Here is a 20,081-nt window from a genome sequence, read left to right on the forward strand (position 1 = left end):
GTCTCAGCCGGCCGGCTCCGCATCGAGCATCCGGCCGGTCACCATCCCCGGGCGGATCCTGATGCGCACGCGGTCGGACGGTTCGGCAACGCCGCCTTCGCCGCCGGGCGGGTCGGTGACCGGACTCGCCCGGCCGAGCACGGTGACGGTCCATCCCCGCCCGTCCGTGCGGTCGACCTCACCGGCCTCGAAGGCGATGACCGCACCGTCCACGGCCCGCAGGAGTCCGGAGTCGGCGGGGGCGGTCAGCAGCACGCTGCCGTCTGCGTCGAGTCGGAACCGTACGGGGAAGACAGCCGGCAGCGCTGCGACGGTGTAGACGACGCGCCCGATGTCAGCGCTCGCCAGGAGCTGGAGGCACTGCCGCTCGTCCAGCGACTTCCGATCGACTTTCATGACCTGATCCTCGTCCGGAGTGGGTTGTCGCGGCGAGGGCCGATGGTCCCCGGCCGCGGTCCGACCGACCCGGACACCTCCCGGCACGCGGCCTCAGGGACGCAGGCGTCCCATGCCGTGGGCCGAGTGCGGACCGGCCGACTGCTGGGCGGACGACGTCTGGGTGGCGATGACCGCGGCCTGCACACGGCGCTCCACGCCGAGCTTGGCGAGCAGCCGGGAGATGTGGTTCTTGACCGTCTTCTCCGCGAGGAAGAGCCGCTGGCCGATCTCCCGGTTGGTCAGGCCCTCGCCGATCAGCTCCAGGATCTCGCGCTCACGGTCGGTCAGACCCGCCAGCGCCTGCGGCTGCTGCTTCTCCTGGCCCGTGTCGCCGCGAAGTCGGGCCATCAGGCGGGTGGTGGCACCGGGGTCGAGCATCGACTGGCCCGACGCCACCGTGCGCACGGCCGAGACCAGGTCGGTGCCGCTGATCTGCTTGAGGACGTAGCCGGACGCCCCGGCCATGATCGCGTCCAGCAGCGCGTCCTCGTCGTCGAAGGAGGTGAGCATCAGGCAGGCGAGTTCGGGCATCCGCGAGCGCAGCTCGCGGCACACGCTCACGCCGTCACCGTCCGGCAGGCGGACGTCCAGAACCGCGACGTCGGGGCGCAGCGCCGGCACCCGGATGAGCGCCTGCTCGACGGTGCCGGCCTCGCCGACCACCTCGAAGTCGGGTTCCGCGTCGAGCAGGTCGTGCACGCCGCGCCGGACCACCTCGTGGTCGTCCAGCAGGAAGACCCGGACGGGAGGCTTGGGGCCGGCTTCGGCAGTGCTGTCCGACATGACACAACTCCGTGTTCGCGGCTCGGCCCGCTGCGGCGGGACAGCTGAATACTGCCCCCTCCCGGGACCAGGGGACAGGGCCGGTCGGCCCTATTCCCCCACCTGCCACGCCCGCGGGCCGCGACCGGACCAGGTTGGCTCCACATGCTCCCACGACAGCCGCCACCCGTTCTGTGCGCGGCCCTGGAGGGTGTGACGGCGCGCTGAGAACAGTCCGCCGGTGATCATCGCCAGGCCCGCCAGAACGGACAGACCGAGGCAGACCGCGTCCGCCACCAGGTCGACCTCGGTGGCCGGTCCGTGCTCGGCGGGCCGACCGCCGGCGTCGAGCCAGAGCACCGTGCCGGATCCGGCCGCGGCGGGCCCGGAGACGTCCACGTCCGCGGTCCGCCGCTGTCCGGGCGGATAGTTCCAGGTCACCCTGGCCTGATAGCCGCTCGTGCCGGCACCGAGGGCCGGCGAAGTCTTCGGCTGGGCCCTGGTGAGGAGGACGGAATCGACGGGGTGCAACCGGGCGGCCTGCTCGGCGGCCTGCCGCTGCGTGGCGGCCAGGCCTCCCACCGCGGCACCGGCTCCGAGCCCGAGCGAGAGGGCGAGCCCGGCCGCCGCGAGGACAATCGCGCGGCTGCGGGCGCGGTCGACCGGACGGCACAACGGGTTGTGGTCGACACCCACCGCTCGGCACAGGTGCTGTAGCCAGGAGGGCCTGCGGCCGACGGAACGCGCTGGGCGAGAGGTACTGGACACGGTCTGTCTCCTTGGTTCGCCGGCCGGTTGTCGTGCCGTCAACTCTCCCGTCCACCCGCACACGGGGACAGGGACCCAGGGCCTCGCCGCAGGGCCGGTGGTCCCCACTCCACGGGCGACGCCAGGCTGCGCAGGCGTCCGGACCACGACCGCGGCCGCTGCGGGGGAAGTTGAGGCCGAGACCGTCGAGTCCGGGAGCGGAGATCAGCTTCAGGTCCCCGGGGCGGACGGACCCGCAGAGATCCTCGCCGACGCCGTACGCACTCAGGTCCGGATAACTCCCCAGCAGCAGCGGGTCGGTGAACAGCCACGTCCCACACCGAGGGCCCGCGCCCGTCCTCCTCCACCGCCCCTCGACCTGGTAGGCAGCGGTCGCGGCACCCCAGCGGAAACCCGCAGGCAGGTCGAGACGGTTCACCATCAGCTGATCCCTTCCAAAGGATCCGCGCCGAGGGAATCCGTCGCCTTTACCGGATCGGATTCCTGCGGCGAGCTGGCGATGGTGACCGGTTGCGGCGCCAGAATGATTTGTGCCGGACTCTCGCTGCCGAGGTTCTCGTAACGCGTCTGCAGAGCCTCGTGCCGCTCCTGCAGGGCGGTCAGGGATTCTTCGACCTGCTGGACCGTGGTCCCCGCAGGCAGCTCCCACACCTGAGGGAGATTGGCTGCCAACGGGTCGATGCGCTGAATGGAACGCAAGAGCGACAGTTGCCCGGAAGTAATGGGGCTCTGGCAACGTCATTTTCGTGCAGTTGAAATGACCCAACCGTGCCGTCGGCACACGTGAGGGGTATTCGATGGTCGAAAGACTGGCCTCGTTGCCGCAATCGTCAGGCGGACTTCAGCGGTCTCATAAATCGACGTTCAGGCACTTCCCCCGAATCACCCCTACTTGAACCCCGCGTCGGTGCCTCAACCTAGCCATCCTGATCGGGCACACGCAATAGGAGTCGATCGAAATCCCTGAATGTCCGTATTGCTGGCAACATCCCTAAGACCCCAGAGGGGGTGAATGTACCGAAGGTCCCGTCTACACAGGTCCCCCACTCACGGCAATTACCACGCGTCATCGCACGATGACCGAATGTACTACTGCGCCTCACCAACCCGCCGTGGCCAACGCCGGCGCCAACTCCCGCAGGACGCCCCACAACCACGGCCCCGCACTATCGCCTCCGCCCTCACCAGCTGATCCTTAACTGGGTACGTCTCTTCTTGGGCAACCTTCTTCCCAGGGTGGGGAGTGCCATGAATTAGGCCGAATCCCCCCAACAGGGACACTTGGTGAATGTGAAGATAGTCAGCTGACGCTGGCGCGTCAGCGAGGGCTTATGAGACGATCTTCCGGTTGACCGCCCAGCGAGGGGAGGGCCTGTCCGCGTAGTCCGCGCCGCCGTCGTGCAAATGCATCGCTCTATTGGCATGTCTCGATAGAGGCGAAATGAGAATCGCTGCATCTGGGTTGCAGCGAGACCTCTTGGCTGCGAATTCATTTACTTATTCTCGCCTGATTCCCGGCGACGATATAGAGAATGGGTATCTCACGTCGGGATCCTTGGAAAATTGGGATGCTTCCATGCAATCAAAAGAATACCTGCTCCTGCTCGGGGCTGATCAGTATCTTCGCGAACGGGCCTTCTCGGGGGCGAAACAGGCCATCGACCTCCCCGTTTGGGCAGCCACGGAAGATCCCGTACGCAAGCTGAACCGCACGTTTGACAACATGCTTTCAGCCGACCCCAAGGACTCGGAATCCCTGCTGGCGGCCATCCGCGTCCACTCCGCCCAGGGCTGGCACCCCAGAATCGTCGTTCCACTCAACGACTGGGCGGTGGATTCGGCGAACACCGTAAACCGCACACTGGGACTGGGCGGACTGGCCGCTACGACGGTGACCAACGCCCGGAACAAGTACGCCATGAAGCAGGCTCTCCTGGACGCCGGCGTTCAGACCCCTCGCTCCCAACTGGTCGAGTCCGAGCAGGAGTTGCTCGATGCCATCGACGCCATCGGACTGCCCGTGGTCATCAAGCCGTACGACTTCGGCGGCAGCGGCGGCGTCGTCCTGGCCACCACGCGTGCGGAGGCGGTAGCCGGTCTCGCGGAGTCGAAGGCCGTCATCGCGCAGTACGGATCGTCGTTCAACATCCTCGGCGACAAGTACCTTGTCGAGCAGTTCGTCGACTCCGATGACGAGGTGTCCGTCGAGGTCCTCTGCGGTGCCGACCGCGCACAGGTCCTCGCCGTGACCGAGAAGTACCTGTCCCCCCGCCCCTGGTTTGCCGAGGTCGCGCACCTGGTGCCGAGCCATCGCACCGGCGACCGAGTTCTGACCGACCTCGCCGTACGGGCCTGTACCGCGCTGGGCATCGACCGGGGTCTCGCCCATGTGGAGATCAAGTTCGCCGCGGACGGGACGGCCTGGGTGATCGAGGTGGCCGCCCGGCCGGGCGGCGACGGGATCATGGATCAGGTCGAGCGGGCCTACTCGCTCAACCCCTACCGGTTGCACGTCGGCTCGTATCTCGGCCACGACCTCCTTGACATCGTCGCCGACGCGGTACCCACCAAGACCTCGGCGATCGCGTTTCTCAAGGCCTCGCCCGGACGGATCCAGGACATACGCGACGAGAAGCCGCTACCGCCCGAGGTACGGAGCATCAACATCAGCGCCAAGCGCGGTGACCTCTCCCAGCACGCCAAGAACTGGAGCGCCAGGGAGGGCCTCATCGAACTCGAATGGGACGAGCTGTTCAGCGAGAAGACCTGGCTGCCGGTGACCGTGGCGCAGGAGCTGTCCGCGCAGATCTTCGTGAGCGGTGAGCAGGCCGGCGAGTGAAGCGGTACACGCTCTACTCCGGGCTCTACCGATTCCTCAACGGATTAGTGCTGCTGCTCCTGAACTGGCACATCGCCTCCGCGCAAGGGGGAGGTTATGACGCACTCGCCATCTCGACCACGCTCTCCTTCGTCCCCGCCGTCTTCGTTCCGCTGCTGATCCGCTTCAGTCCGATCACCGGTGGGCCCAGGATGACCGCCGCGGGGCTCGCAGGGGTCGCCCTGACTCTGATCCTCATCGCGGCCGGCTACGACCATGTGCCGGCACTGGTCGCCCTGAACTTTGTTCTGTGGATCTTCTTTTTCTTCCTGGAGTCGACCTGGGAAGCGTGGTTCAACGACGAGGCGTCCGGGCTCGACAACGTCACCCTGCGCAAGAGCAGCTCGACGACCATGACCGTCAACCAGGTCGCGCTCATGGTGGGCCCGCTGTTCGCACCGCTGTTCACGCGCGTGATCCCGGCCAAATGGGTGCTGGTCGCCTGTGCCGTCCTGTTCGCCGTCGTCGCAGTCATGAGCCTGGGATCGCACAGCACCACGTCCTCCACGGAGCTGGCACAGAAGGAGGCCGGGCCGAAGACCACGGGGCACCTCAGCGTCCTGTATGTCCTCGCCTTCTTGCTCGTCTGGCCCATCCTGGGAACGTTCAACTTCATGTTGCCGTTGCAGGCTATCGCCCATGGCGGAAGCATGTTCACCGTCGGAATCCTGGACATGCTGCTCGGCATCGGGATGGCCGTCGCGGGAATTCTCCTGCATCGCTTCACAGAAGTCCTGGAAGTGCGTTGGGTATTGGCGGGAGCCGCCATCGCCGTGGCCGCGGTGATAGCGATCTGGCTCTTTGTCCCGGCATTCGGAGCGCCGCAGATGGTCGCCATCTTCACCCTCGGATGCGCCTTCGGCTCCCTACGGGTAATTCTTCGCGCGGAAGCGGCATCAAGCTTCTCCCCGCGACAGGTCGGCGCGATCGTGGCGAACGCAAATGCCTTTTCACTCGTGTTGCTGACCGCGGTCCTGGCGGGCGGATGGTTGTTCTCCTCCCAGATCTGGCTGGCCCCGTTCGTCCTCACACTGCTGCTTGTCCTCGCATTCCACAGAATTCACAAGGCCCAGGGCAGTCGACCCGAACCCCAACCAATCGAGGTGTCTGCGTGACAGTTCTCGCCGATTCCCGAGGCATTCCGCATCTTGTCGAGCGACCGTCGGACATGGAGTTTGTCGAGAGCGCGATCGTCCAACTGGTCTCCATGAAACTGGACCACGAGCGATGTCGTCGGTCCGCTCAGTCCACAGCGCCCGTGGCACTCCAACTCATACTCGCCGTAGACCTGCTGTGCTCCATGGAACGTCCAGTGGTCATGGAGGCCGCGAGGATCTGCGCCTCCATCACGGAGACCGGACCGGCCGAGGCGCGGACCAGGGCGATGCTCTCTGCCATCGACTCCTGGGCCACTGGGGATCTGGTCGCCGCCCGAAACGGCTTCCAGGCCATCGTCGACGCGTATCCAGGGGATGCCGTGTCGGTCTTCGCCGTGCACACGCTGGATTTCTACACCGGCGACGCGCCGCACATGCTGTCGTCGATAGCGGGCGCCATCGAGTTCTTCGCGGCTGGCGACCCGGTCATCGGCTATCTGCACGGCCTGTACGGGTTCTCACTCGAGGAGAACGGCCTGATCGAGACGGCGATCGAACGCTGCCAGGTCGCACTGGAACTGAACCCCGACGACGTCTACGCGATGCACGCGATGGTGCACTGCCTGTACGAGACGGGTCGCCACGAGGAGGGTGCCCGCTACATCCAGGAGTACATGCGCTGCAGAGCCGGCTCGACTCCCATGCGAATCCATATCTGGTGGCACTACGCGTTGTTCGAGCTCTACGCGGAGAACATCCAGGAAGTCCTGGCCTGCTACCGCATCGGCATCCGCAGGAAGACGTCACTGCGATCGGCCGAGGACCTGGACGCCGTCACGCTGCTCTGGCGTCTCGCCCTGATCAAGCCGTCGCTCGACCTCTCCGCCTACTGGCAGTCGCTCTTCCTGGACTGGGAGCCCTACCTGGAGGAGAGCTGGTACCTCTTCAACGACTTCCACGCGTACATCGCCTACTGCCAGGTCGGGGAGTACGCCCGAGCCGACTCCCTGCTGGAAGCGGCCCAGGAACGCGGCAAGGAAGTATCCGAGGAAATGGTCGACATCTTCCTCGGCTTCCGGTCCTTCACGACCGGCGACTACGCCGATGCCTCGGCCCGACTGGCCCGGTCCTTCCATCGTTCGTTTCCCATGGGCGGCAGCAACGCTCAGCGCGACGTCATCGAACTCACCGGGATCGAGGCCGCCATTCGCTCCCAGAACTATGAACTCGCGCAGCAGATCCGCGAATCCGGCAGAATCTTCCGGCATCAGAGTCCCGTACTCCAAGAGTACGAGAACCGCCTGGCAGCTCTGCGCACATCCGACACTCACGCATAGGGGTACTGAAGTGAGCCTTTACCAAGCGATTCTCGACGAAACCGCGCCCGACGGGATGCGACTGACCACGACCAAACTCGTCGACCGGAACACCGTGTGGCAGCTGGAGAGCTCGTCCGGCTTCGCCGCAAAGGTGACCCAGGGACGAGCGGCGATCTTTACATGCAAGAAAGCCGCCGCATTGACACTGGACGCACTAAGCGAGTGTTGCGCGCCCTTCGGAGTCGGCGAAGCAGTCGAGTGCGACGAGTCGCAGTACATTCTGGCGATCGGGCTTCTCGATGACGCCGAGCTCATGGTTCTGGCCACGGAGGCGGGCGCAGACGTCGTAGCCTCGCCGGTGGAGTTCTCGCCCACCAGCGACGACGTACGGAGCATCGTCGGCACGCTCGACGACTACTACTTCGGCTACGAGGACCGCTACCGGACCGTGTACGAGAACGGCGCCCACCTGTGGGAGTCGGAGGAGCCGAACGCCTCTCTCCTCCAGATGATGCAGGAGCGCCCGGACGTCTTCTCCGGCCACATCATCGACCTGGGCTGCGGCGAAGGTCGCGACTCCCTGTACCTGTTGTCGCAGGGGCACACTGTCGTCTCGGTCGATGTGTCGCACTCGGCTCTGGATCGCGCGCGTGAGCGGGCCACTGCCGCGAACCTGGATGCCTCCGGGTTCATGGAACGCGACATCATCTACCTTCGCGGCTTCGATGAGAACAGCTTTGATCTCGCCATGAACATGGGCTGCCTCCACATGCTCGTCGACGAGGACCAGCGAGCCCGCCACATCTCCCGCGTCTACGACATCGTTCGCCCGGGCGGATACTTCATCGTGGACCACTGCGCGAGCGAATGGGGCAAGGGCTTCTTCTCCATCCCGGACTACGAGGAGGTCGCCACCGGCCTCGTACCGGGCCGAGTGATCCCCAGGAAGATTCGGGTCGCGGACGGCGAGAAGAACATCGACCTGGAGGTGCTCCCCTTCTCGGAACGGTCCGGTGACGCCCTGGCCGAAGAGATCAGCCGGTACGGCTTCAGCCTGGTGAACAGCACATATACCAACACCGAGGCGTTTGGATCTTCGACGATGCTCCTGTTCCAGAAGCCGGCAAGTGGGAAGCAGACTTCCTGATCCGACGTCAGTTGCCTGCGGCGGTCCACCGGTTCCCTGCGAGGGACCGCCGCTTCGGCCTCGACCGACAGGGCTCCGGTCTCGGCTCGCACACCGCCAGCTGAGATCCTTCTCCTCATGAGCACACCACCAGAGGGATTGCCTGTCTACCGAGTCTTGACCGGCCCGGACGACGCCGCGTTCTGCCAACGTGTGAGCGAAGCGATCGAGCTTGGCTACCAACTGCACGAAGGCCCTGCCGTCACCTTCAATGGTGAGAACGTCATCGTCGTCCAGGCATTGATCTGGCGAGCACTGCCGTAGCTGCCTTCGGAGCAGCGGCGGTCGTGACCGGCCCGTGACGCGAGAAGGGCCGCACGGCTTGGGTGAGTTGTGAGGCTCACCTGGGCCTGTGCGGCCTGCTGGAATCCTTCCTTCGCCTGCTCGGCGTTCAGGACGGTCAGAACTCCGTCGCGGCGTCCCAGTCCTGGGGCCAGCTGCTGGTGTCCACCGTCTCGGTCACGCTCGCGTCCTGGAAGTCCAGGCCGGCGGGGAAGTTCGAGCCCGCGAAGCTGACGGTGCCGTCGAAGTCGGCGCGCCGGAAGAGGGCGCCACCAGCGAAGGAGCAGTCGCGGAAGTAGGTCGCCCCGGTGAACGCCGCCTCGTTGAATTGTGAAACGCCGTGGAAGTACGAGCCCGCGAACGTGGTGGTGCCGTCGACGGCGGTGCCCTGGAAGTCGGCAGCGCCGGCGAAGGAGCAGTCCCGGAAGGAGGTGTTTCTGTTGAACGCCGCCTGGTTGAAGTGCGCATCACTGTGGAATGAGCAGTCGTCGAACATGGTGGTGCCTCTGAAGGTGACCTGCTCGAACCAGGCGGCGTCATGGAACTCGCAGTCCTGGAAGTTGGTGTCGTCCAGGAACAGCGCCCGACTGAAGGTCGCCTTCCAGCCAAAGAACGCCCTGCCGAAGTCGGCGGGCCCGGCGAAGGCCGAGTGGACGAACGGACTGGTGCCCTCGAAGCGCGCTTCCGTGAACGTGGCCTTCCCGAATCGGGCCGCACCGGCTGTCGGATCCACCAGAGCGCCGACCAGTTCGGCCAGCAGCGGTTCGGTGAACGTCGTGCCGGAGGCGTCGACGTCGGCCCCGGGACTGAGGGTGGCCAGGTGGACAGCCCGGTCGACCGCCGAGAGGTGGGCCAGGCAGTAGGCGAAGCCGGGGACCTTGATGCCACGGCAGCCGATGCGATCGGTCGCGGAGCGCTCGACCGCGCAGTAGGGCCACCTCGGGGCCGGTGGCGTCGGGACGGGCTCGGCCGTAGCGGCGAGGGCGTCCAGCAGGGCCGTCGGCTCGCCCGGGTAGAAGTAGCCGAGGGTGCGACCGTGCTCTTCGGCGGGTGGGCGGGAAATCGGTGTCAGGGAGATGGTCTTGTCCAACCCGGGAACCTGTGCGAGCCGGTCGACGGTGGTCGGGGAGAAGACGAGGCCTGCCAGAGCCTCGGGGGCTCGGGCCCGGGCCGCTCTGGTCAGGCTGTCCTGCACCTCGTCCGAAGCCAGCAGGACGTCCGGCAGGTCCGGGGGTTGGACGACGGCCGCCGCCAGGTGCATGGGTGGACGGTCCGGGGCACTGTAGTTCCGCCAGGCGAAGGCGTGCGAGAGCTCGGTGAGAGCCCGTCCGGCATCCAGGATGTCGGTACTGGGCAGGGTGAGGGTCAGCAGGTAGTCGGCGTCAGGCACAGGCCGGCGCGGATGGACGGCCCCTCGCAGACCTGTGTACCCCATGACGTTGCCGATCAGCTCCTGGATCTCCAGCTCCACCTCGCTCACGCGGAGGGGGCCGGGTTTCACGCCAAGCCCGTCACCGAGCCTGATCCGGAGGCCGAGTCGGAGCAGATCGGCGGCCGCCTCCTGCGGCTCCTCCGAACGGGGCGGGAGCTGCTCCAACTCCGGTGCGTTGAACAGGTAGTCGCTGATCGGCCCGCTGAGTTCCGACTGCCGCAGCATCGCGCTGATCGTCGTGGCAGCCATGGCGGTCGGCCCGGCCCGGCCGGTGACCAGGCCCAGCACGCGGCCCTCGTACACCACCGGCCCGCCCTCGAAGCCGAACGGCTCGCGCGGGTCCGGCGGCACCGAGGACCAGAGCAGAAGCTCTTCCCGGATGCTCTCCCGGTTCGGTTGCGCCGTACCGACCCAGGTCACCAGGCTGGGAGCGGGACCGGGGAACGCGTGGACGTAGGTGGGCTCCAGGGGCGGCCCGGTCGCCTCCCCGAATCGTAGCGGCACCAAGTCCGCCTCGTTCAGGACGGGCTCCTCGGTCACCAGCAGCAGAGCGCCATAAGGGTGCGGGCCCCCCGTCGGGAGAGGGCTGCAGGCGATTCTGCGGCCGTCCGCCGCGACGACGACCACCGTCCGGCCGATGCGGTGAGCGCAGGTCAGAATCAGCCCTGATGCCAGGAGTAGTCCGGTGCGGACCAGGTGGCCGTCGGGGTCGTCGGCGAGAAGCTGCACCACCCGCTGCTGGATACCCGCAGTGCCACGCCCGATCTCCGGCTCCTGCCCGAACGCCAGCTTCCCGCCAGGTACCTCCTGCTCCCCACCCTGCCTTCCCACCAGGATCGCGCCGAACTCCGGGCTGGTCCGCGGTCGGCGGCTGAGGAAGCGCCACACGTGGCGGCGGACCAGCTCGTGCACCTCCGCGACCTCCTCCCGCAGTTGGGAGCCGAGCAGTGCCTCGCGCACGTCGGGGAGGAACTCGAACTCCAGCTCATCTGCTCCGGCTGCCGTCCACTCCTGCTCCCAGGGTTCGAGAAGGCCGCCGAGCAGCACCTCCGCGAGGTGGCCGTGCTGCGAGTCGGGCAGCATCGCACGGCGGACCAGGGTCATCACCGGGAGGGTGAGCGGCACGGCGGAGAGGAAGCCGGCCAGCGCCTGCGCGGTCGGTGAGGCGCCCTCCCGGAAGCGGGCCAGCGCCACGGCCGCCGAGACCCGTTCGGTGGGCGACGCGGACGGCGTGACGGCGGCAGTTCCGGCAACCGTTCCGGCCGTTCCGACGGCCCCGCTCGGCTGCGTCCCGCCCAGCCGCAGGCAGGCCAGCCGCTGCCACTGCCCATGGCCGGCCACCACCCGGGCCAGCGTGGCGACTGCCTGCGGGGTCGCCTCCACCACCGGCACCACCGTTCCGTCGGCCCCCCGGCGCGACCGCCGGCGGCGGCCCTCGGGGAGCGACACCCGCCAGGAGCGGTTCGGCGCGGCCGGCCGCGCCGGCCGGACCAGCAGCAGTGTCGGCCGCACCGCGCCCCGAGTCCACAGCCGTTCGGGCAGCACGTTCAGCACGGCTACCGCGTTGTGGGCGCTCCAGTGCCGCAGCACACTGTCCAGCTCGGCGCCGGCCCAACCGCACGCGACGATGTCGCTCAGCACCAGGATCAGCCGCCGCCCGGCCGGATCGGCGACCTCGCGCGGGTCGCGGTCCATCCCGTCCGCACCGCGCGCCACCGAGACGGGACCACCCGCCGTGCCGCGCAGGAACCAGAACCGGACGTCACGGAAGACCCCGCTCTGGGTGATCACCCGACGCAGTTCGGCGACCAGGTCCGCCCAGAGCAGCATCGAGTGGCTGGCGTCCAGCACCAGCGCCAGGTCGAGCCAGCGACCCTCGGCCTGGCGCAGGACCGGGGAGAGCAGCAACTGCTCGATGCTGCGCAGCACGGTGAGCTCCTCGTCGAGCTCGGTACCGATCCTGCCGAGCGCACGGCGGCCGATCGGGCGCAGGGCCCGCATCATCGCGAGCGGATCGGCCAGCGTGGCCGCGCGGGCCACCGAGACCCGGGTGCCGCGCAGCCCCGCTCCCCCGCCGGTGCCGGTGCCGGTGCCGGTGCCGGTGCCGGTGCCGGCGACGTCACCTAGCCCACCCTGGCCGGCCGTGGTGAACAGCCGCGAGCCGCCCGACCCGGCCGGCGGGACCGCCGGGAGGGCGGCGCCGGGTTCGGTCGGTTGGGTCCCTTCGGCGTTCGGCTCACCGCTGCTCGGCGCGAGCCGCCGGGCGGGGTCCGGATCGATCCTGGCGGCCAGCCAGAGGATGTCCGCCAGCTCGTCCGAGCCGATGTCCGCACCGGACTCGGCGACCGCCTGGAGCAGTTCCTCGATCATGGGCGAGACCGGTCTCAGGCCGTCGGGCCGGTCAGGCGCTGCAGGACCGTGTCCAGGAAGGCCGCGTGGTCCTCCGGGTCCGACCAGGCGTTGGCCAAGCGCAGCTGGATGGCGTTGAGCAGCTGATCGGTCGCCAGATCGCCGTCGGCGCGCCGGTCGAGGAACTCCTGGAGCAACTTCTGATGCTGGTCCGACTCCCGCTCGTCGAGGCCCAGCCGGGAACGCACGATCCGCGCCAGCCGCTCCGGACCGGGGGGGTCCAGGTGAAGCCGGATGCATCGGCGTAGGAAGGGCGGTGGGAAGTCCCGCTCGCCGTTACTGGTGAGGACCACGATCGGGAACACGCTGCTCTGTACCCGACCGCACTCGATGTGGACCACCGGATCGGGGGTGTCGGCCGTGCCGATCCGCACCCGGGGTTGCTCACCGGCGAGCCTGGCCAGCTCGGGGATCTCGAAGGCGCTCTCCTCGAAGAGCGTGAGCAGGTCGCCGGGCAGATCGATGTCGCTCTTGTCGATCTCGTCAATCAGCAGCACCCGGGGCCGGCGCTGCGGCAGCAGTGCCGTGCCGAGCGGGCCGAGCCGCAGGTAGCGCGCGATCGCCGAGTCGGGCGGCTGGTCGGCATCCTCGACTCGGAGCGCATTCGGGCCGTCGGTGAGGTCGTGGGGCTGCTTGGCAGCCAGGCGCAGCTGGCGCAGGTTGGCGTCCTGCAGTCTGCCGATCGCGTCGTACAGGTAGAGGCCGTCGCGCCGCGTGGTCCGGCTGGTGATCGGCCAGTACAGCACCGGTCCCAGACCCAGGTCGACGGCGATACTGTGCGCGATGGTGGACTTGCCGACGCCCGGCTTCCCGGTGACCAGCAGCGGCCGACGCAGGTGCAGGGCAGCGTTGACGGCCTTCACCTCGGTGTCGTCCGGCAGGTATCCGGCGCCGCGCTTCCTGGTCTGCTCCCAGGCTGGGCCCTCGGTCGTGGGCGGCTGGTACTCCGGGTCAGGCGTGCCGGGGAACTCGCGCCAGGGCGGCGGTTTCAGCGTGGCGAGCCGACCGAGTCGCTCCGCCGGACTGCCCTCACCGTGGTAGATCCACCAGTCGTTCATGGTGACCCTCCTGCCGGGTGACAAGCTCGGATACATGCTCTCAGGACAGCGGCGGAGGACTCGGCCTGCAGGTCGGGTTGTCCCACAGCAGGGCCAGCGGATAGTGCCAGCTCTCCGCGCGGCCGGGAGCCGGGCCATGCTGTGTCCGCAGTTCGCGCAGCCGCTTGGGCAGTGCGTGCAGGTCGAAGTCCGGGGCGCCGGGCGGCGGGTCGAGCGCGAGCCGGAGGCCCTCGCCCGCGGCGGCGGCCTTGGGCGGGCCGCCCCGGCGCCAGACGGCGATCGGCAGCCCCGCTTCGACGACTGCGTCCAGGAGGGCGGCAGAGTCCGAGACCTCCGCCAGCACGCAGGCCGGCGGATCCTCCAGGAACAGCTGCATCGCCAGCTCGTCCGTCAGGTCGGCATCGCCGAGCAGACGGACGGCCTCCGGGCGCTGACCGCCGCCCTGGGCCTCGAACCAGTGCCATTTCCGGTTCAACCGGGCGGTCTCCTCGGGCCCGCGGCCCTCGGGGATGCAGCGCATCACCACCTCGTAGAGCTGGCCGAGTTGGCGTGACTTTCCCTGCCCGCGGGACGGGACGGACCAGCGCTCGAAGTCGGCGTTCCCGGCCGGTCCGGCGTCCAGCAGCGCGTAGGGGACGTGGAACTCGATCCGGGTCGGAGGTTTGGCCGGCGGGCTGTTCAACCGCTCTACCAGGAGCCTCAGTCGAGTGATCAGCTGCTCGCGAATCGACGGGAGGTCGAGCGCCTTCTCAGCCTGCCAGATCGACTCGAAGGCATCCTGGTGGAACCACATCTCAGCCAAGAACCGGTCCTTGGCCTCGGCCGACTCGGTCAGCCGCACATGCAGTGTGCCGGGGCCGGTCGGTTCCGGTGGCTGGCGCAGCGCGGGGATGGACATCCGGTCTCGGGTCCTCTTGACCCACTGGGCGAGCGCCTTGCTGCGCTTCGGGTCGGATGTGTGGACCCGGACCGCCAGGTACTGGACGAACGGCACCACCAGCGGGACGCCCGACCGCGCTCCCTGACGGTCGTCCAGGTCCCGCAGCACCTCGAACACGTCATCGGCCAGCAGGGTGAGCGAACTCGGCGGCGCGCAACGAGTGCACTCGAACGCCCAGCGGTACGCATCCCAGGAGTGCGGGGGCAACCCGCGGCTGCGGAACAACCGTTCCAACTCGGCCCAGCCGCGGTCGTCCAGCTTGGGTGCGAGCGGCGTCTCCGGCCAGTCGTTGATGCGGACCGAGCCGTCCCAGCCCTGATACCGCGTGATCACCACCGGGTGCTGCCAGGCCAGCTTCTGCTCGCGCAGGACGGCGAACCTCTTCTGCACCAAGCCGGCGATGGAGTCGAGTTCGCGGACGACCTGGTCCAGCGGTCGGTCGTCCAGCAGGTCAAGCAGGACCTCGGTCAGCTGCCCGGTCTGGCTGGCGGCCTGGTTCTTGGCGGCCTCGCCGAGGCTGGCAGCGTACAGCTGGAACTGCTGGCGCCCCTCCACCGTGGTGCTGCCGTCGGGGTCGTAGGTGGTGGTGGGGAAGGACAGCAATTTCCCTGACGGTGCGTCGACCCGACAGGTGTCCACCAGCACCGCCTGCCTCGTGAACCGGTTGGCCGGCACTCGACTGGATCGCCAATAGCGCAGGGCGGAGTCGAGGTTGAGATTCAGGACCTGTCCGGCGGTGGCGTCGGTGTACGGAAGCTGAAGCTCCTCGGTGGATTTGTTCAGGAAGCCGTGGCCGGCCCAGAAGATCCAGAGCAGCTCCCCGTCGCATTTCGGCAGGTCGGTGAGGAGTGCCTTCTTGATCGCCGACTCGGTGGCCAGCTCGCACTGGTCCCGCAGCTGGGTGAGCGACCCGGTCCAGTCGAGGTCGGCGCTCTGCAGGGGTGAGAGGAACAGCCGCAGATTGGCCGGGGGCACCGCCGCCGGTCCGGTCAGCCAGCCGGCGAACCGGAGCGCGTCCCGGGCTGCACCGGGGAGGTCCCATACCGTGTCGACCCCGTACGTCTCGACCCCGACGACCAGGGCGTAGGTGCGCTCCGGGGAGACCATCGGAAGGGAGGTGTCGGTCACGCGATCGCCTCGGCCTCCCCGATCGCCTTGGCGATCCGCTGGTAGACGCCCGGCAGCTTCCAGTAGGCGCTGTGGCAGGTCGGGAACGGCTGGCCGCTGCTGACCTCGTGGTCGGCGACGTGCTGGTGGCCCGGGAAGACCGGTGCGGCCAGATAGGCCAGCAGGTCCTGGCGGTCGTAGATGTTCAGCCAGAGAGGAAAGGCACTCGGCAGGGGTCGGCCGGGCTCCAGGCCCACCGAGGCGCCCAGCTCGTACAGCAACGGGGCTTGGGAGCCCACGGTGACCAGCAGTTCCACGCCCGCCAGCGGCTCGCCCTGGGCGCAGCGCAGAGCCAGCAGGTCGACCAGAGCGACGCCGCCCAGGCTGTGCCCTAGCAGTACCGTCGGTCCCGGCGCCGAGGCGATCCGCCGGTGCAGGAACTCACGCAACGGGCCGCCCCTGGCCTGGTAGCGCAGGATGTCGCCGAGGGCGGGTGTGGAGTTGCGGGTGATCGATCCGCGCCAGTGGTTGAGCGCCGGCTGGGTGCTCACCCGCAGGGCCAGTCTGCCGAGGAAGGCGGCGACCCGGGCACCGGGAAGCCGGGCGCTACCGCCCAGTCCCTCTGTCATCAGGTTCACCAGCTCGTTCCGCTCGGCGCCGGTGCACAGCGCCTCGGTGCCTGCGGCCGAGAGCAGAGTGGCAACCAGCGCGCGGGCGGTGGCGGTGGTGAGCTCGGCGGCGGCGTCCGACGCGGTTGCGGCCGCCGCGGCCTGCGTGAACTCCTCGGAGGTGCGCAGCGATTCGAGGGCCGGGGAGAAATAGTCGGTGAGGCCGGTGTTCCGCAGTAACTCGGCCAGCTTCCCGTCCGCCGGCGGACTTGACGGGTACGCGTCCAGCTGCTCGGCGATGGCAGCCCCGGCGGCTTGCACCCCAGGGCGGCCAATACCCCCGTCGGTATCGCCGAGCTCCGCCAGCACCCGCAGTTCGCAGAGCGGGTCGGTGAGCAGCAGCAGCCAGTCGGCGGCCGCCTGGTCCAGTGGGCCGACCGCCGCCTCGCCGCCCACCCCGCGCGTACCGCTGAGCTTCGGGATCGAGGCGCCGTCGGCCCCGAGGGTAGCGCCGAACTCGTCGCCCCAGTAGCAGGGCTCGACCTGGTAGCCGGACCCCGCCCCGGCCTCGGGCAGCTTGGCCAGGCCGTCCCGGATGGTGCCGAACAGCGCGTCGTGCTGCTCTCGCCGTACCCCGGTGCCGTGCACGAAAAGGATCCGCATGCTGCCCAGCCCCTCTCAGCCAGCTGCCTCGAACCTCGACTCCAGCGTAGTTCCGGCTCCCCCATCGGGCCGGGCGGGCGTCGTACGGCCCGGGTGCTCGGCGGAATGCGGACTGCGGACTGCGGCGCTCAGGTCCCCGGGTGCATGGCGTGGTCGAGTTCGTCCAGGCCCTGGAGGCCGGCCTGGGTCGCGGTGTCCAGGCCGTGTTGGCGGCCGAGGTCGACGGCGTGGTCGAAGCAGTCGCGTGCGTCGGACCACTGGGCGAAGTGGAGGTGGGCGCGGCCGGTGAGCACGAGGCAGTCGGCCGTGCCGTGGAAATCGCCCAGCTGTCGGCGGATCTCGAGCGACTCCCCGAGTGCGGCAAAGGCCTCCTCGCGCCGGTCGAGTGCGCGCAGGGTCTCGCCGAGGCTGGCCAGGGCGACACCGACGCTGCGGGGGTTGCCGTAGCTGCGCCAGAGCGCGAGTGCCCGGCGGAAGTGCCGCTCCGACGCCGGGAGGTCCCCGGTCAGCCGCAGCGCTCTGGCCAGGGCGTCCTCACGCGCGGCTTCGCCCTCGCCGTCGCCGCCGGTCCGCTGCTGGATCCGCAGGGCCAACCGCGCGTAGGCCAGGGCCCGGTCGGGGTCCTCGTGGGCCAGGGAGAGGTTCCCCGCGACGGCGGCCTGGCTGTGGGCGTCAGCGAGTTCTTCGAAGAGGGCGAGTGAGGCCTCGAGCGCCTCGACGGCCTGCTCGGTCCGGTCGGCCATGCCGTGGGACGTACCGATCCGCCGCAGCATCCAGGCCTGGCCGAGCAGGTCGCCGTGGTCCTCGGCGATCCGAAGGGCCAGACTCAGGCAGTCGTCCCACTCACCGGTCCAGGCGTAGCTCTTCGCGTAGCCGAAGAGCCAGCCGGCGAGCCGCCAGGCGAGGTCGGGGCGGGGGCAGTCGGCGGCCAGCCGGATCGCCTCCTTGATGTTGGGCAACTGCTGCACGCACCACTGGAGTGCCTGCTCGGCGTCGTCGAACACGGGCAGCGGCGCCGCGGGAGTCTCGCCCAGGGTCGGCGGAGCCTGGACGCCCAGGTTCATGGCGGCGGACGCCGCCTCCAGGGCGGCGACGAGCCAGATCATCAGCCGCAGGCGGGCGTCCTCGCGTGCTCCGGCCGGCTCCTCCTCGTCGGCCCGCTCGGCCGCGTACTCGCCCAGCAGGTCGTGGAAGCGGTAGCGATGCGGGGCGGGGGTCTGCAGGAGGTGGCTGTCGGCCAGCAGTTCGAGCAGGTCGCCGACGCGCGGTGCGGGACGGTCCAGCAGCGCGGCGGCGGACTCGACGGCGAACAACTGGCCCGGCCACAGGCCCAGCAGCCGGAACGCGCGCGCCGCCTCGCGCTCCACGGCGTTGTCGCCGTCGCGTATCGCGAGATAGCTGGCGGCGAAGGTGGCGTGGACGGCCAGGTGTCCCACCGTCAGGGCCTGCAGGCGTCCCCGGCCGTCGTCCAGGCGCTCGGCGAGGGTGGTCAGGGACCAGGCCGGGCGGGCCGAGAGGCGGGCGCCGCTGATCCGCAGGGCCAGCGGCAGACCCGCGCAGGCGGCGAGGATTCGCAGCGCGCCGTCGGGGTCCTGCTGGATCCGGCCGGGACCGCAGAGCGCGGAGAGCAGGGCGCGCTGGTCCTCGATGTCGAGGGGCCCCAGGGGCAGTTGGGTAGCTGTCGGGAGATCGGCGAGCGTGTTGCGGCTGGTGACGATCACCGCGCTGCGGCTGTTGCCGGGCAGCAGCGGCAGGACGTGGGAGGCGTCGCGGGCGTTGTCTAGCACGAGGAGCACGCGGCGGTTGGCGAGGACGGTGCGCAGCTGTGCGGCGCGGTCGTCGGTGTGCTCGGGGATCCAGCGGGCTCCGCGACCGGAGCCGGACGCGCGGTCCAGGTCGGTCAGGAGGACGGCGAGCAGGTCGTGCGCGTCGCGGGCCTGGCCGATGCCGAACCCGCGCAGGTTCACGTACAGCTGTCCGTCGGGGAACAGATGGCTCAGCCGCTGGGCGACGTGGACGGCCAGCGTGGTCTTGCCGACGCCGCCCATGCCCGAGATGGCCACCACCCGCGAGCCGCCGTCGACGGCGGCGGCCCTGCGCAGCAGCTCGGTCAGCGTCTGCAGCTCGGTCGCGCGTCCGGTGAAGTCAGGTGTGTCTGCGGGGAGTTGAGCGGGGACGGAGTCCCGAGCGAGGTGGGGGTCACGGTGGGGAGAGGGGCGGGGAGCGGGACGATACGGCTCGGCGCACAGGATCTGCTGGTGGACTTCCCTGATCGCGGGCCCGGGTTCGATGCCCAGCTCCTCCACCAGCGCGCGGCGCAGCCGCTGGTACAGCGCCAAAGCCTCGGCACACTGGCCGAGTTGATTGAGCGTCAGCATCAGTTGGGCATGGAAGGCCTCGTGCAGCGGATGCTCCGCCACCAGCCGGGTCAGCTCGGGAACGAGGCCGGAGGACCGCCCGAGGCGGAGCTGCGCCTGGATGCGCCACTCGAGCGCCTGCAACCGGGCCTCCTGCCACTGCTGGCGCGGGGCCTGCGCCGGCGCCAGGTCCGGCAGCTCGGCCAGCGGGACGCCGCGCCACAGGTCGAGTGCGGCGCCGGCCTCCTGCTGGACGGACTCCCAGTCACTGCCCAGCAGCGCGCTGCGGGCCCGGCGCAGGCGACTCTCGAAGAGCCGCGAGTCCAGCTCGTCCTCGGCGACGTGCAGCAGGTAGCCGAGCGGTGTCGAGCGGAGCCGGGATCCCTCCTCGTCGTCGATCAGTCGACGCAGCCGGGCCACCATGTTGTGGATCGAGGCGCTCGCGGAGGCCGGGGGCCGCTCGCCCCAGAGCGCCGCCTTCAGCCGGTCGAGCTGCACCGGCTGGTCTGCCTCCAGCAGCAGCATCGCCAGCAGGATGCGCTGCTTGAGGCCGCTCACGGTGCGCTCCTCGGCGCCGTGGTGTACTGACAGCGGGCCGAGCAGGCCGAAGCGCACGGTGAGTCCCCAGGATCCAGAAGAGGGTGCTACTCACCCGGCGGCATGATCACAGCCACTCTAGCCTCAATACCAGTGACTTAGTAGTCCCAGGATCGCCTGAGCGTGACGGGTGGGTTGATCGGGGCGGTCTTGTGGTGCGGCGCGATGGTGACTGCTTCG

The 20,081-nt window shown here is 69.2% G+C and carries 14 protein-coding genes; 5 read left to right on the top strand and 9 right to left on the bottom strand.

All coding sequences use genetic code 11. From position 1 onward, the window contains the following. Positions 1–3: 3 nt before the first annotated feature. The 4 genes from P3T37_RS08270 to P3T37_RS08285 all read right to left on the bottom strand — a co-directional run bounded on the left by P3T37_RS08270 (position 4) and on the right by P3T37_RS08285 (position 2,667). Positions 4–396, bottom strand: coding sequence for a pyridoxamine 5'-phosphate oxidase family protein (locus P3T37_RS08270; RefSeq protein WP_280722801.1), 393 nt, complete (start codon positions 394–396; stop codon positions 4–6). Positions 397–489: 93 nt separating this feature from the next. Further along, complete coding sequence (locus P3T37_RS08275) at positions 490–1,221, bottom strand: response regulator transcription factor (RefSeq protein ID WP_280722802.1); 732 nt, start codon at positions 1,219–1,221, stop codon at positions 490–492. Positions 1,222–1,311: 90 nt separating this feature from the next. Further along, a complete protein-coding gene (locus tag P3T37_RS08280) occupies positions 1,312–1,968 on the bottom strand; it encodes a hypothetical protein (RefSeq protein WP_280722803.1) in 657 nt (218 codons plus the stop codon). A gap of 420 nt (positions 1,969–2,388) precedes the next feature. After that, positions 2,389–2,667, bottom strand: a complete 279-nt coding sequence (locus tag P3T37_RS08285; protein WP_280722804.1) for a hypothetical protein — start codon at positions 2,665–2,667, stop codon at positions 2,389–2,391. 1,024 nt (positions 2,668–3,691) lie between these two features. On the opposite strand from P3T37_RS08285, the gene P3T37_RS08290 reads away from it, so the two are divergent. From P3T37_RS08290 to P3T37_RS08310, 5 genes are all read left to right on the top strand, one after another. Next, positions 3,692–4,807 carry an ATP-grasp domain-containing protein gene (locus P3T37_RS08290; RefSeq protein ID WP_280722805.1) on the top strand — a complete coding sequence of 372 codons (1,116 nt, stop codon included), beginning with the start codon at positions 3,692–3,694 and terminating at the stop codon, positions 4,805–4,807. Then, positions 4,804–5,961: an MFS transporter gene (locus tag P3T37_RS08295; protein WP_280722806.1), complete on the top strand. Its 1,158-nt coding sequence runs from the start codon at positions 4,804–4,806 to the stop codon at positions 5,959–5,961. The genes P3T37_RS08290 and P3T37_RS08295 overlap by 4 nt, the downstream gene beginning before the upstream one ends. Next, positions 5,958–7,280 (top strand): hypothetical protein, encoded by a 1,323-nt coding sequence (locus tag P3T37_RS08300; RefSeq protein WP_280722807.1) that lies wholly within the window; start codon positions 5,958–5,960, stop codon positions 7,278–7,280. Before P3T37_RS08295 ends, P3T37_RS08300 begins: the two co-directional genes overlap by 4 nt. Positions 7,281–7,290: 10 nt before the next feature. After that, the gene (locus P3T37_RS08305; RefSeq protein WP_280722808.1) at positions 7,291–8,409 is read left to right on the top strand and encodes a class I SAM-dependent methyltransferase; all 1,119 of its coding nucleotides are present in this window, start codon (positions 7,291–7,293) and stop codon (positions 8,407–8,409) included. A 117-nt stretch (positions 8,410–8,526) separates the two neighbouring features. Then, positions 8,527–8,712 carry a DUF1737 domain-containing protein gene (locus P3T37_RS08310; protein WP_280722809.1) on the top strand — a complete coding sequence of 62 codons (186 nt, stop codon included), beginning with the start codon at positions 8,527–8,529 and terminating at the stop codon, positions 8,710–8,712. A 136-nt stretch (positions 8,713–8,848) separates the two neighbouring features. Here P3T37_RS08310 and P3T37_RS08315 read toward each other — a convergent pair whose 3' ends face one another. The 5 genes from P3T37_RS08315 to P3T37_RS08335 form a co-directional block, all read right to left on the bottom strand. Then, positions 8,849–12,532 carry an SAV_2336 N-terminal domain-related protein gene (locus P3T37_RS08315; protein ID WP_280722810.1) on the bottom strand — a complete coding sequence of 1,228 codons (3,684 nt, stop codon included), beginning with the start codon at positions 12,530–12,532 and terminating at the stop codon, positions 8,849–8,851. Positions 12,533–12,546: 14 nt separating this feature from the next. Next, entirely contained in the window at positions 12,547–13,629 is a 1,083-nt protein-coding gene (locus P3T37_RS08320) for a MoxR family ATPase (RefSeq protein WP_280722811.1), read from the bottom strand. A gap of 40 nt (positions 13,630–13,669) precedes the next feature. After that, complete coding sequence (locus tag P3T37_RS08325) at positions 13,670–15,697, bottom strand: caspase family protein (RefSeq protein WP_280722812.1); 2,028 nt, start codon at positions 15,695–15,697, stop codon at positions 13,670–13,672. After that, a complete protein-coding gene (locus P3T37_RS08330; RefSeq protein WP_280722813.1) occupies positions 15,694–16,947 on the bottom strand; it encodes a hypothetical protein in 1,254 nt (417 codons plus the stop codon). The genes P3T37_RS08325 and P3T37_RS08330 overlap by 4 nt, the downstream gene beginning before the upstream one ends. A 128-nt stretch (positions 16,948–17,075) precedes the next feature. Next, positions 17,076–19,919, bottom strand: a complete 2,844-nt coding sequence (locus P3T37_RS08335) for a BTAD domain-containing putative transcriptional regulator (RefSeq protein ID WP_280722814.1) — start codon at positions 19,917–19,919, stop codon at positions 17,076–17,078. Between the last annotated feature and the right edge of the window lie 162 nt (positions 19,920–20,081).

The organism is Kitasatospora sp. MAA4, assembly GCF_029893355.1.
Classification (GTDB): Bacteria; Actinomycetota; Actinomycetes; order Streptomycetales; family Streptomycetaceae; genus Kitasatospora.

What these genes read in the sequence shown, in the direction of transcription:
- P3T37_RS08270 (WP_280722801.1), bottom strand. Translation starts at nt 396, where the DNA reads ATGAAAGTCGATCGGAAGTCGCTGGACGAGCGGCAGTGCCTCCAGCTC.
- P3T37_RS08275 (WP_280722802.1), bottom strand. Translation starts at nt 1,221, where the DNA reads ATGTCGGACAGCACTGCCGAAGCCGGCCCCAAGCCTCCCGTCCGGGTC.
- P3T37_RS08290 (WP_280722805.1), top strand. Translation starts at nt 3,692, where the DNA reads ATGCTTTCAGCCGACCCCAAGGACTCGGAATCCCTGCTGGCGGCCATC.
- P3T37_RS08310 (WP_280722809.1), top strand. Translation starts at nt 8,527, where the DNA reads ATGAGCACACCACCAGAGGGATTGCCTGTCTACCGAGTCTTGACCGGC.
- P3T37_RS08315 (WP_280722810.1), bottom strand. Translation starts at nt 12,532, where the DNA reads ATGATCGAGGAACTGCTCCAGGCGGTCGCCGAGTCCGGTGCGGACATC.
- P3T37_RS08320 (WP_280722811.1), bottom strand. Translation starts at nt 13,629, where the DNA reads ATGAACGACTGGTGGATCTACCACGGTGAGGGCAGTCCGGCGGAGCGA.
- P3T37_RS08330 (WP_280722813.1), bottom strand. Translation starts at nt 16,947, where the DNA reads ATGCGGATCCTTTTCGTGCACGGCACCGGGGTACGGCGAGAGCAGCAC.